A 13077-nucleotide genomic window follows, 5' to 3' on the forward strand; every position below is an offset into this window, starting at 1 on the left:
CTTTTAGATGGTCACACCGTCAGCTACTACTTCAGTTACTTCCGGCACCATGCGCTTCAACAGGTTCTCTATACCAGCCTTAAGTGTTACGGTAGCTGAAGGACAGCCGCTGCAAGAACCTTGCAGGTGTACGGTTACCACACCGTCTTTGTAAGACTTGAACGTGATGTTACCGCCATCCTGCTCTACTGCCGGGCGCACATAGTTTTCCAGCAGGTCAGTTACCTTCTTCGCAATAGCGGCGTCATCCTCAGACACCTCACCGTTTGCTTCGGTGCTAGCGGCTGGTTTGTTGGCTTGGAAGCCTTCTACGAAGATTGGGCCACCCGCCTCGACATACGACTTCAGGAAAGTGCGCAGCTCTGGGATCAGTTTCACCCACTCAATATTTGATCCTTTGGTCACCGTCACGAAGTTGCTGGCGATGAACACACGGGATACATAGTCGAAGTTGAAGAGTTCCTGCGCCAAAGGTGAATCAGCGGCACTCTCTAGGTTCGGGTAGTCCACGCTCTGGCCGTCAGGTAACAGGCCTACGTTCATCACAAACTTCATGGACTCGGGGTTCGGGTTGGCCTCGGCGTATACCGAAACCGTTTTTTCTTTATTATCTAACATGGATATCAGCGTTTTAGATTAAAACTTAGGCCTGCGCCTTAAAGTTTCCAAAATTACTCAATTATTCTGAGAAGTGACAGCATCTAGGTATAGCGACATTCAGAAACACAGGAATCATATGCAGCAGAACAGCTGGGCGAGCTTAATGAGGAAATTGGGTGGAGAGCCTGCCTTGGATAGAACTTTAGCTAGCTATTTAGCCCAGAAAATGTAACTTTGTGGCGCAGTTAAATTTTTGTCCTGACTTAAACACCGCGCGTTTAACATGCTCTATAACTACATCCTGCTGGCGCAAGCGCAGCAAGCCATACCTGGTTTTTTAATTATCCCGTTTCTGCTCCTTATTGGATTGATTGCCAGTGGTCCGATTTTTTTCGGCCATTTCTGGGAGCACAATTACAAGAAAATAGCCGTTACGCTCGGTCTTACCGTATTGGCTTATTACCTGTTTGTGCTAGGAGATGTGCACATGCCTGCCCATACCTTGGCCGAGTACTTTACTTTTGCGGTACTGCTTAGCTCGCTTTACATTGCGGCGGGTGGTATATACCTGAACGTAAATGCGAAAGCCACACCGCTCATAAATGTGGCGCTCGTAGCCGTTGGTGCTGTTTTAGCCAACTTTATAGGAACAACAGGTGCTTCCCTGCTCTTGATTCGCCCGTTTATGCGCCTTAATGCACACAGACTCAAGCCTTACCAAGTTGTATTCTTTATATTTATTGTAAGTAACGCCGGTGGATTGCTGACTCCGCTCGGTGACCCGCCGCTGTTTATCGGTTTCATCAAAGGCGTACCGTTCTTCTGGACCCTTCAGCACTTGTTCATTCCATGGATAATATCCATTATCCTGCTTTGTACCCTGTTCTTCTTTGTGGATAGCCGCAATAAAGGAGATGAAATCACAGCGCACCTAGAGGCCGAGCCAACTACCGGAAAGACTGAGTTTCACTTCAGTGGCAGACGTAACCTGTTCTGGCTGGCTATCATCATCGGTGCCGTGTTCCTCGACCCGAACGTAATCGAATCATTGCCACATATCTACTACGATGGCAACAAGTTCTCCTACATACGTGAGATCATTCAGCTGACAGCAGCTTTCATGTGCTTCCGTTTCTCTAGTAAAGAGGCCTTGGCGGGTAATCAGTTCAACTTCCACCCGATACTGGAGGTGGTATTCCTCTTCTTCGGTATTTTCTTCACCATGATGCCGGCCTTGCAGCTTTCAGCCGAGATCGCTTCTTCGCCTGCCTATGCCAATTATATCACACCGAACTTCCTTTACTGGGCTACAGGTTCGCTTTCCGGCTTCTTGGACAACGCACCAACTTATGCCAACTTCCTATCGCTGGCCATGGCCAAATTTGACCTCGCCCAGAATAATGTGGAAGATGTTAGACAGTTCGCTGCCGGTACTTCTGCTGCAGGTATGGAAACATTGGTACAGCTTGAGGCTATCTCTCTGGCAGCCGTACTTTTCGGTGCCTTTACTTACATTGGTAACGGACCGAACTTCATGGTAAAAGCGATCGCGGAAAGTGCCGGTGTGCGTATGCCGTCTTTCTTCGCTTACATCCTGCGTTACTCTATCCCATTCCTGCTGCCAATCTTCCTGCTGGTATGGTTCTTAGTAGTACACCTGAGACTGTTCTAAACCGTAAGGTATAGCGATAAAAGAAAGAGCCGCTCCTTGATGAAGGGAGCGGCTCTTTTTATTTTAGTGGCAGAAGTGGATAACCTTCTTATTATGCTATACTTAGTATTTGCTTTGGTTTCCAGCTTGTATCAAAAGCTCTAGCCTCTGCCCCAATATTCCCAAAATCAAATGTAATGGTAGTTGTGCTATCGTTGCTGCTATTATGATTATCCAGCATTAGGCAAAACCCCATGATTAGCTCACAATTGCAATCATCATCAGCAATAATTCTGAAATTATCACCATCAAATAAGCTTACCATTTCCTTATCCCACCAAGCTACCTGCACATCGTTTTTATAGACTGAGTGCTTTCTACCTTTGTGCGCATAAATATCATAAAGACCTGCTCCATCACGACACTGTTAATGCATCCTCCAAACTGATACTGTAGTAAAATCAAGAACACCTCCATCATAGAGTGTTAGCTTATACCTTGTTTTAAACCATGACCACCTCTTCTGCATGGTAAGTCTCGCTTGGGATTTGTTGTTGTCGAACAGGTATAATCTCGGCATGAAGCTGATAAGCTCTGTTGCTGCAGCGTACTTACGCTCTCCATCGACGAAAATCCTATACTTGTCTCCAAAAGAAATCTTCTTCTGATTGATGTCAATCACCATAGCCCGATTGCCTTTACAATTACAGAAACTACAATTTATTCGCCCGCTGCCTTAACAGGAAATCAGCCAGCACGAGGGCAGCCATAGCATCTACAATCGGCACGGCACGTGGGAGCACGCAGGGGTCGTGGCGGCCTTTGCCTTGCAGGGTTATTTCCTCGCCGGCATCGTTAATGGTTTGCTGTGGTTGCAGGATGGTGGCTACTGGTTTGAAAGCCACGTTAAAATAGATATCCTGTCCGTTGCTGATGCCACCTTGTATACCGCCAGAGTGGTTGGTGCGGGTACGCACCTTGCCTTCAGCGTCGGTATAGAACTGATCGTTGTGCTCCGAGCCGCGCAACTTCACGCCCTCAAAACCGCTGCCATACTCAAAACCTTTCACGGCATTGATACTCAGCATGGCCTTGCCCAACTCCGCATGCAACTTATCAAACACAGGCTCTCCCAGCCCTGCCGGAACACCCTGCACCACACAACTCACCACTCCCCCAATTGTATCAAGGCTATCACGGGCGTCTTCGATCAGGCCGATCATACGGGCTGCTATTTTGCCGTCGGGGCAGCGCACCTTGTTGCTGTCGATTTGTGATAGGTCGAGTTTAGAGTAGTGCTTGCGCAGTTTGACACTGCCCACCTGCGACACATAGGACTGCACCGAAATGCCATAGTGCTGCAAAAGCTTATTGGCTAAGGCCCCAGATGCTACACGGGCCACCGTTTCGCGGGCCGAGCTGCGGCCGCCACCACGGTGGTCGCGCAGGCCGTACTTGGCGGTATAGGTATAGTCGGCGTGCGACGGACGGAAAGCCTGTGCCACATGCGAGTAGTCGTGACTTGCCTGATCTTTGTTGCCAACCACCAGCGCGATGGGTGTGCCGGTGGTCTTGCCCTCGAATACGCCGGAGAGTATGGTTACCCTGTCTTCTTCTTTTCGAGGTGTCGTGATGTCGGACTGTCCCGGACGACGGCGGTCAAGGGCCACCTGTATTTCCTCTGTGGTGATCTCCAGACCTGCCGGACAGCCGTCCACTATCACGCCCACGGCTGCGCCGTGCGATTCGCCAAAAGTGGTTATCCGGAAGAGCTTACCGTATGTGTTGCTCATCTTACGTTTCTATACTTTAGGAATATGAACCCTGACATGGCCAACAACACCAGCAAAATGATGTTGGTGTAGCGCTTTATGTCTTCTTCTTGGTATAGACTCACCAAGGTGTGGTCCTCGTTTTCAATAATCTTATAAAAAGACCCTAGGTCTCTTGCCAGCACCATATTGCCCGCATCGGCTATACCTGTAATAGTTACAGCTTGGGTAGACTGCAGCGTATCATAAGTAGCTGTGGTCGGGTTAAAATAGATCCACTGGAAATCATCGCGCAGGTTGTAGGTGCCCGGCACCCTTCCTATCACAGAGTAGGCGAAACGCTTCACGCCCTGTACATGCCCCGCCCGCAGGGTGATATCCTGCCGCAAATCCGGTGAGTAAAAGTCGAGCGTGCCGGTAGTAGTCGGGCTTGGCGGCATGATGGCGGCCAGATTCCCCTCGCCTTCCAACTCAAACACGTAAGTGAAGCTCTTGTTCACAGGCACGGTTTGATGCGACAGTCTCTCGCGCAGCGTATACTCCCCAACCGGCACTACATCACGCAATGGGTGCGGCGGCAACTCTTTGACAGGTATGATGCGCTCACGGGCAAAGAAGGTCTTATACCCTTCGAGGCGGTCTTCCAGCAAGGTCGGGTTTACGGCCACCTTGTATTTGATCATGCGCAATGACAGCTGCGGGAACTGCAGCGGCTCTGTCGTGAGCGGGTATAGCACGGCCTCATACAGGCGGAAGCGCAGGTATGGCTTGCCTTGCACCACTACTTGCTCTGGTGTCACCTCATCAAAGGCAAACACCTCTTCCCATGCGTTTGGCTGCTTAAGTTGGCGCAGTATGCCGGTTATCTGGTTGCCAAAGTCATGGAAGTCTAAGAGGCGCTGGTCTTCTTCGGCTAAGTAGAAATAGAGCACAATGTTTAGGCCTTCGCCCACATATACCTCCTTTTTGTCGGTATAGAGCGTCAGGAAAGCGTTGTCCTCTTGATCGATGTATTCCTGCGGACGCTCCTCCCCCTGCACAGGCTCTTGTGGTATAACCAGACTGGAAAGATCAGGGCCCTGCGGACTCCCGGTAGTCATTGGCCCCACTTTTATTTTCATGCCCGCCGACTGCAGGTTCTGTCCGTTCACTTTCATGGAGAAAGGCTTCAGCTCAAAATCGCCCTCGGCCAAGGCAGCATAGTTTTGGGTGATGGTGAGGACTGTAGTGGTTTTGCCCCCCGTAATTACCGTTTTGGTGGATGAGAAGCGGTTGCTCTTCTTGAAGCCTTCAATCTCCGGGAAAGGCGAGTAGTCTTTTAGCTGCTGATCCTGTAGCCGTATGGATACGGTAAAGTAAGTATTGATGGGCAGCGGGCTTTTGCCAAGTTCAATGCGCGCCTGCTGCGCCATAGCCGGAACTAGGGCGATCAGGTATAACAGGACAAGCATGATAGTCTGGCGCATGGCAGGGTGTAAGCTTAGTTAAGCTTTTAGCAAATTTACAAATTCTTCGTTCTCTCTGTCACAATAATATCTTATTAGCAGGCATAACCTTTTTAATCTGCTCTATCCTAGGCAGGAGTTCTCAATAGCTTGCTCAATGGCAAAATATGAGTTGACAAGTGGCGTTTATAAGAAAATCAGTTAGGAAAGCAGTAGTTTTTTTACACTCAGACTCAAGCCATTAACTAAGTATTCTACAAGTTTATCAAACTTTAGTCAACTTTTTAACCTAACTTCGTATATCTAAACAAAAGATCGTTTTTACACTTACCACAATGCTGGAGTACATTAAAACTATTTTGTTGAAGGTTAGCTTCGACAAGAAGCTGTTTGAAAAAGAATTGAGAAAAGCATTCAGAGTGCTTGTTCCCGAAGAGATAAAACAGCTGAAGCAATGGTGCTATGAAAAGTTCTCGGAGATGTACCTGTTCATCCTGAACAACGTTTTCTCCAAGGCTCAGGCCTGATGGTCGGTGGTTTGTTCCACGAACTGGATATTACGCAGCAAGCCATTATAGCCCGTCCGTTTAACAGCTGATTTCTTAAACAGCTGCGCAAAGACTTCCTGTGTAATTTCTTCCCAGTCAGCTGTTTTCATTTCTTTGAGTTGCGGGTGCGGCTCAAAAGCGGGCTCTTTATGCGGCTTGCTGAAGCGGTTCCAAGGGCACACATCCTGACAGATGTCACAGCCGAATATCCAATTTCCGAACTTCCCGTCCATCTCCTGCGGCAGCTGGTCCTTTAGCTCGATGGTGAAGTAAGAAATGCACTTGCTGCCATCCACTACGTAGGGCGCTACGATGGCATCAGTGGGGCAGGCATCGAGACAGCGGGTGCAGGAGCCGCAATAGTCCTTAATGGGTCCGTCGTACTCCAGCTCCAAGTCGATGATTAATTCGGCGATAAAGTAGAAGCTGCCTACCTGCGGTGTGATCAGGTTGGAGTTTTTGCCTACCCAACCCAGTCCGCTCTTTTTAGCCCAAGCCTTGTCGAGCACTGGGGCGGAATCTACGAAGCAACGGCCGCCCACCTCCCCTATCTGCTCGTTAATATACTGCAGCAGGGTCTTCAGCTTGTCCTTGATGACAAAGTGATAGTCCGTACCATAGGCATACTTCGAGACTTTGTAAGTCCCTTCCTCGGGCTGCTGGTTTTCCTTTTCGGGGTAGTAATTCAGGAGCAAAGACACAACAGACTTGGCCCCCTCCACTAACAGGCGCGGATCAAGGCGCTTGTCGAAGTGGTTTTCCATGTAGCGCATCTGCCCGTGCATGTTCTGCTTCAGCCAGTTCTCCAGCCGAGGGGCCTCCTCTTCCAGAAAATCGGCTTTGGAAACGCCACAGAACATGAAGCCCAGCTCCTGCGCCTTTTGTTTAATGAGATATGTATAATGTGCCTTGTTCAAAATATTGTCGCTCAGGTATAAGACTATACCTTGGGGAGAACAAATTTACGGAGAAATAAATCCGATTGATAGTTAAGATTGCTGAAGCCTGTCGCCAATCTTTCTTGTTGCTTACTTAGAAGTGCACACTTCTGGACAAAAGCGCCCATTTCGGGACATCTTGGATGCTGACTTCATTCTTAATATCGTGCTAGGAATCAATAAAACTGGGCCTTATACATTTGGCACACTCTTAGAAATAGATTCAGAAACAAAATAACCTCTATACAATTATGAAAAAATACATATTTCTGCTAACAGCCTTACTGACAGTGCTTTCTTATGATGTGCAAGCTCAGGGACAGAAACTTCAAAACGGTAAAATTTATCATCTTCATCCGAAAGGCGAACAGGAGTGGAATTATGCACAGGCCTATCGGAGTGGCAACATGCTCTATCTCTCGGGTACAGTTGGGAAAGGGACCATGGACCAAGCAATGGAACGCGTGTACCAGACCATTGCGCTCACCCTGAAGCAGTATGACCTCGACCTGACACACGTTGTGAAGGAGAATTTATACGCTACAGACATTGAGGCTGCCAAGAAAAGCCAGCCTATACGCCGGAAGTATTATGGCACCCACACACCCGCTGCCACTTGGGTGCAGGTGTCAAGGCTGTTTGAAGAAGACACTATTTTAGAAATAGAGGTAATCGCAGAGATTAAGAAGACGGAGTAGCTTCGCGCTGTGCCTGATTTACACTAAACAAAAAAGCAGGTCTAAGACCTGCATTTTTAATATATCACAAACAGTTTTTTTATTCAGCTTGATCAAACAACCCGCCAGATACCACCTGTGTCGGTGGCACTTTGCCTAGGTGGCGGTAAGCGGCTTCAGTCGCTTCACGACCGCGGGCCGTACGCTTAATGTAACCTTCCTGAATCAGGAAAGGTTCGTAAACTTCCTCAATAGTTTCGGCTTCCTCACCACAAGCCGTCGCAATGGTCGATATACCTACCGGACCGCCTTTATACTTGTCGATGATACAGGACAGGATGCGCTTATCCATATCGTCGAGGCCGTTATGGTCCACATCCAGCGCTGCCAGTGCGAAGCGGGCGATCTCCACATCAATGGTGCCGTTGCTTTTGACCTGCGCAAAATCGCGGGTACGTCGCAGCAGGTTGTTGGCAATACGCGGCGTGCCACGGCTACGGCGGGCAATCTCAAAAGCGGCATCCTCATGAATAGGTGCGCCCAGCAAAGCAGACGAGCGCTTCACAATAGAAGTCAGCAGTTCCGCATCATAATACTCCAGTCGGCTGTTAATGCTGAAACGGGCACGAAGCGGTGCTGTAAGCAAACCGGACCGGGTCGTCGCACCGATCAGCGTGAATGGGTTCAGGCTAATCTGCACGGAACGGGCATTCGGACCAGAATCCAGCATGATGTCGATCTTATAGTCTTCCATCGCCGAGTACAGGTACTCTTCCACAATCGGGTTGAGGCGGTGTATCTCATCAATAAACAGCACGTCGTTCGGATCGAGGTTGGTGAGCAAGCCAGCGAGATCGCTCGGCTTGTCCAGCACCGGGCCAGAGGTCATTTTTATACCTGCGTCAAGCTCTGAAGCGATGATGTGCGACAGCGTGGTTTTACCCAAGCCCGGAGGTCCGTGCAACAACACGTGGTCCAAGGCCTCGCCTCGGCGCTTGGCCGCCAGCACAAATATCTTGAGGTTCTCCACCACCTTAGCCTGACCTGTAAAGTCATGGAAACTAAGTGGACGGAGTGCTTTATCGATGTCCTTCTCAGCCGGCGACATGTAATCGCTTTCGCCTGTCAGATAATCTTCTCTCATAAAATAATGTATTCTAATTTAGCGCTTTCGCTATACCTAAAGGTAACAGTTTCAGCGTTGCTTTCGCTCCATTTCTACTTACGAATTTACGGCTTTTTGCTAATTATTTTATAATATTTCACCATAAATCTAATCATATTAGCAAAATAAAGGCAGCCACTCTCGCAGCTGCCTTTCTCTCTATAATTTACCATCACCCGATCAACGAGCAACGCACAACAATCAACGATTACTTAAACGCAGGTATACCTGTAATATCAGCACCAGTAATCAGCAAATGGATATCGTGCGTGCCTTCGTAGGTGATCACCGACTCAAGGTTCATCATGTGGCGCATGATCGGGTATTCGCCCGTGATGCCCATACCACCGTGTATCTGACGTGCTTCGCGGGCGATGTGCAGGGCGATGTCCACGTTGTTGCGCTTGGCCATCGAGATTTGCTGAGTGGTAGCTTTGCCTTCGTTTTTCAAGGTGCCAAGTCTCCAAGCCAACAGCTGCGCTTTGGTAATTTCAGTTAGCATTTCGGCCAGTTTCTTCTGCGTGAGCTGGAATGCCCCGATAGGCTTATCGAACTGGATGCGCTCCATGGCGTACTTACGGGCCGATTCGTAGCAATCGATGGCTACACCAATGGCACCCCAAGCGATGCCGTAGCGGGCAGAGTCGAGGCAGCCTAGCGGTCCGCGGAGGCCCTCTATGTTTGGCAGCAGGTTTTCTTTTGGCACTTTCACATTGTCGAACACCAGTTCGCCGGTGCAGCTGGCACGCAGGCTCCATTTATTGTGAATCTCCGGTGTTGAGAAGCCTTCCATGCCGCGCTCCACGATCAGACCTTTGATACGACCCTCCTCATTTTTGGCCCATACAACGGCTACTTGGCACTCAGGTGAGTTCGATATCCACATTTTGGCGCCATTGAGCAGATAATGATCGCCCATGTCTTTGATGTTGGTCGTCATGCCACCCGGGTTAGAGCCATGGTCTGGCTCGGTCAGACCAAAACAGCCCAGCCACTCACCGCTGGCTAGTTTAGGCAGGTATTTTTTGCGCTGCTCTTCCGAGCCGTAAGCGTAAATAGGGTACATCACCAGCGAGCCCTGCACCGAAGCAGTAGAACGCATCCCAGAATCACCACGCTCAATCTCCTGCATGATGATACCGTAGCTAATGTAGTCCAGACCGCCACCGCCGTACTCGGTAGGAATGGTCGGGCCGAAAGCGCCTACATCACCGAATTTTTTCACAATCTCAGAAGGAAAATGCGCGTCCTGCGCCCACTGCTCGATGTTCGGGGAAATCTCGCGCTTCACAAAGTCACGCAGGGTCTGGCGGATGAGGCGATGCTCTTCGGTCAGTAAGTCGTCGATGTTATAGTAGTCAGGTGCTCCTGTGGATTCGTAGGCCATAGCTTATTTGGTTGTTTTAAGGAAAGGGTAATACGCAAAGATAAAATTTAAAATCAATTGTCAGAATCAGGATTTACAGGATTTCACCTCCCCCTACCCCCACCTGAGAAAAGGAGGGGAAATTAAAGTATCCTCTGTACATCATCTATTCATACTATAGAAAATCTCCTTCCGCATTTCAAATATTCGAATTGTATAAAGCTCTATCTAAACTGATTATACAATCGCCATAAATAAGTTTGCTGCTCTCAGTAGAACAACCAATTAATTCCCCTCCTGTTTTGGAGGTAGGGGTCCTCGACAAGAGGAGAGGCAAAAGAAAGGCAAAAAAAAGCCCCACCAACTGGCAGGGCTCTTAAGCAACTAAAAATCAATCTATGCTAAAATCGTAAGCCCACTGAGGCCAAGAAGTTGCGCGTAGCCTGCGGATAGTAGAAGTTCTCAGTCACTTGGCCGCCTCCGGCGATGTAACTGAAAGTATAACCATTGGCTGCGTAGCGCTCATTGAAGAGGTTGTTGACCAACAGACCTAACTCCAAGCCTTTCAGCACACCCGTGAAACCAGTGGTATAGCGCAGACGCAGGTCGCCCACTTGGTAAGCAGGTATGATGCGGCTCTCATTCTGGGTGTTGTCAAGGTACTGCTTGCTCACAGTTTTGTAGATAAAGGCTGTCTTCAGCCCTTTCAATACCTCTACCTCCAGCTGAGTAGCCGACACAAAATCCGGGGAGAAGGCAATCGCTGACTCGCTATAACGGTTCACGACCTGTCCGCCTTCATCGTAGTCGTCAATATACTCTGCAAAATCCTGCACTTTATTCTGGCTGTAGCTCAGGTTACTGGTTAGTGTAGCGAAACTACCCAAACGCAACGCTCCGGCAAGCTCTATACCTTGACGATAACTTTTGTCAATGTTGGTGCGGGTATAGGCCCCCACATCGTTAATCTCACCCGTGAGCACTAGTTGGTTTTTGTAGTCCATGAAGAAGTAGTTCGCCTCCACGTTGGCGCTTAGCGCACGTCCCGCCAGTTCGCCTAAGCCCAACTGACCTCTGTAGCCGGCCTCTAGGTTGCGCAGCGTCTCATGCTTCGGACGGCTATCGGCGGTTGTCTCTGTAAAGTCTTTGCGCACAGGCTCACGATTGCCAATGGCATAAGATGCGTATAGCTGGTGCCCCTCACGCACCTCGTAGCTTATACCTGCCTTCGGGTTCACGAAGGTATAGTTCACCTCCTGCTCCAAGTTCTCGAAGTTGTTGTTGATGCCCTCGAAGGTATAGTTGATCGTACGCAGCTGCAGGTCGCCAAACAGACTCAGTTTATCAGTCAGGCCGTAAGTTACTTTCGCGAAGGTGTTGAAATCGGTCTTCACAGCATTGTTGTCGTAGTAACGGTCCCGGATGTTAGACGTCGAAGCAAATCGTGCCCAGATCACCTCTCCGAAATGGTCGCCGTCATACCTGTTCCAAGCACCACCCAGCGTGGCGTTCAAACGCGGAGTCGGGTTGTATTGAAAGGCATAGGTAGCGCCATAGAAACCGTTGTCGAGCCAGCGGCGGCGGATCAAGTCGGTGCGGCTGATCACTTCGTCACCTATCTCCACATTTGGCAATCCATAGTTGGAGAGGCGGTCGTTGTTGCGGTACTGCTCGTAATAGCCACGGCCGTAGGTATAGTGCAGCGCTCCCGAAAAAGTGAGCTCCGGCGAGAAGTCATGTGACAGGTGCAGCTGGTAGTGGTCCTGCTGGTAATTGTCGGTTTCGTTGTCGTAGGTATAGTAGTTATACCTGCGACCGGCTGTGCGCAGGTTCTCGAGATCGCTGCCTTCTATCCAGTTGCGGTCGATGTAGGCCTGCAGGTCGGCTTCATTGCCATATACCAGTGCCTCCGGCGTGCCGTACCAAGCCTGATAGGTCTGCTCCTTTCCGGAGAAAGTCACAAATTTCAATGTAGTCTTTTCGCCGTAGTAGCCACCCGAGAAGTACATCGACTTCAGGTCGGAGAAGGCACGATCGATGTAGCCATCGGACTTGATGCGCGAAAGTCGGCCGTCGAAGGCGAACTTGCCGTTGATCAGGCCGGTTCCAAAGCGCACATTGTTTTTCCACGTGTTGAAAGAGCCGTAGCTGTTGTCGGTTTCGGCGTAGGCCTCGCGGCGCACCTGCTGCGTCTGGATGTTGATGCTGGCCCCGAAAGCCCCGGCTCCGTTGGTAGATGTACCCACACCGCGCTGTACCTGCATGTCCTCCACAGAAGAGGCAAAATCAGGCATGTTTACGAAGAAAGTACCGTGGCTCTCAGAGTCATTGATAGGTATACCGTTCACCGTCACATTGATGCGCGTGATGTCGGAACCACGAATGCGGATGCCGGTATAGCCCACGCCTGCACCCGCGTCGGAGTTCACAACCACAGAAGGCGTCTGCTCCAACAGGTAAGGCAAGTCCTGACCGAAGTTGCGCTCGGCAATCTCTTCACGGGTGACATTGGTAAAAGTAGTACCGGTTTTTTCGTTGGCGCGGGTAGCCGATACCAGCACTTCGCCGGTGCTCACGCTAGCCTGCTGCAGCGCCATGTTTACCTGTGTGTCCACGATCAGCCGGATTTGTCTGCTGGCTTGGTTATACCCCAGAAAAGAAACCTGCAAGGTATACTCGCCTTCCGGCAGGCTTTGAAATTCGAAATAGCCGTTGGCGGCTGTGGTGGTACCGGTGTTGCTGCCGGTCAGCACGACGGTGACTCCCGCCAGCGCCTCGTTTTTGGCAGCGTCTGTTACGTAGCCGCTCAGTTTGAACTGGGCAAGCAACTGCAATGGCAATAGCACGATCGCCATCACAATCAGTAATTTTTTCATTGGTGTGTAAGAAAAGAATAAGATGAAACATACAGACCT

General features: G+C 49.8%; 11 protein-coding genes. 3 read left to right on the forward strand and 8 right to left on the reverse strand.

What is annotated here, in order from left to right; all coding sequences use genetic code 11:
- Positions 1–3 precede the first annotated feature (3 nt).
- On the reverse strand, positions 4–618 hold the full coding sequence (locus Q1A04_RS09860) for a NifU family protein (RefSeq protein WP_299704772.1): 615 nt from the start codon (positions 616–618) through the stop codon (positions 4–6).
- 265 nt (positions 619–883) lie between these two features.
- Between Q1A04_RS09860 and Q1A04_RS09865 the strand changes: the two genes are divergently transcribed.
- Positions 884–2272: a sodium:proton antiporter gene (locus Q1A04_RS09865; RefSeq protein WP_299704775.1), complete on the forward strand. Its 1389-nt coding sequence runs from the start codon at positions 884–886 to the stop codon at positions 2270–2272.
- A 91-nt stretch (positions 2273–2363) separates the two neighbouring features.
- On the opposite strand, the gene Q1A04_RS09870 is transcribed toward Q1A04_RS09865, so the two are convergent.
- The 3 genes from Q1A04_RS09870 to Q1A04_RS09880 all read right to left on the reverse strand — a co-directional run bounded on the left by Q1A04_RS09870 (position 2364) and on the right by Q1A04_RS09880 (position 5489).
- A complete protein-coding gene (locus Q1A04_RS09870) occupies positions 2364–2603 on the reverse strand; it encodes a hypothetical protein (RefSeq protein WP_299704778.1) in 240 nt (79 codons plus the stop codon).
- Between the two features lie 361 nt (positions 2604–2964).
- Entirely contained in the window at positions 2965–4044 is a 1080-nt protein-coding gene (aroC, locus tag Q1A04_RS09875; protein ID WP_299704780.1) for a chorismate synthase, read from the reverse strand.
- Positions 4041–5489 carry a BatD family protein gene (locus Q1A04_RS09880; protein ID WP_299704783.1) on the reverse strand — a complete coding sequence of 483 codons (1449 nt, stop codon included), beginning with the start codon at positions 5487–5489 and terminating at the stop codon, positions 4041–4043. Before Q1A04_RS09880 ends, aroC begins: the two co-directional genes overlap by 4 nt.
- A gap of 314 nt (positions 5490–5803) precedes the next feature.
- On the opposite strand from Q1A04_RS09880, the gene Q1A04_RS09885 reads away from it, so the two are divergent.
- Positions 5804–5995, forward strand: coding sequence for a hypothetical protein (locus Q1A04_RS09885; RefSeq protein ID WP_299704786.1), 192 nt, complete (start codon positions 5804–5806; stop codon positions 5993–5995).
- On the opposite strand, the gene queG is transcribed toward Q1A04_RS09885, so the two are convergent.
- Positions 5986–6933, reverse strand: coding sequence for a tRNA epoxyqueuosine(34) reductase QueG (queG, locus tag Q1A04_RS09890; protein WP_299704789.1), 948 nt, complete (start codon positions 6931–6933; stop codon positions 5986–5988). The genes Q1A04_RS09885 and queG overlap by 10 nt on opposite strands.
- 272 nt (positions 6934–7205) lie before the next feature.
- Here queG and Q1A04_RS09895 point away from each other — a divergent pair, with 272 nt between their 5' ends.
- Positions 7206–7652: a RidA family protein gene (locus tag Q1A04_RS09895; RefSeq protein WP_299704792.1), complete on the forward strand. Its 447-nt coding sequence runs from the start codon at positions 7206–7208 to the stop codon at positions 7650–7652.
- Between the two features lie 79 nt (positions 7653–7731).
- Here the strand turns inward: Q1A04_RS09895 and ruvB are convergent, their stop codons facing one another.
- The 3 genes from ruvB to Q1A04_RS09910 all read right to left on the reverse strand — a co-directional run bounded on the left by ruvB (position 7732) and on the right by Q1A04_RS09910 (position 13038).
- Positions 7732–8775: a Holliday junction branch migration DNA helicase RuvB gene (gene ruvB, locus Q1A04_RS09900; protein ID WP_299704795.1), complete on the reverse strand. Its 1044-nt coding sequence runs from the start codon at positions 8773–8775 to the stop codon at positions 7732–7734.
- Between the two features lie 229 nt (positions 8776–9004).
- Positions 9005–10183 carry an acyl-CoA dehydrogenase family protein gene (locus tag Q1A04_RS09905; RefSeq protein WP_299704798.1) on the reverse strand — a complete coding sequence of 393 codons (1179 nt, stop codon included), beginning with the start codon at positions 10181–10183 and terminating at the stop codon, positions 9005–9007.
- 380 nt (positions 10184–10563) lie between these two features.
- Positions 10564–13038 (reverse strand): TonB-dependent receptor, encoded by a 2475-nt coding sequence (locus tag Q1A04_RS09910; protein ID WP_299704801.1) that lies wholly within the window; start codon positions 13036–13038, stop codon positions 10564–10566.
- Between the last annotated feature and the right edge of the window lie 39 nt (positions 13039–13077).

Source organism: uncultured Pontibacter sp. (assembly GCF_947499215.1).
GTDB lineage: Bacteria > Bacteroidota > Bacteroidia > Cytophagales > Hymenobacteraceae > Pontibacter.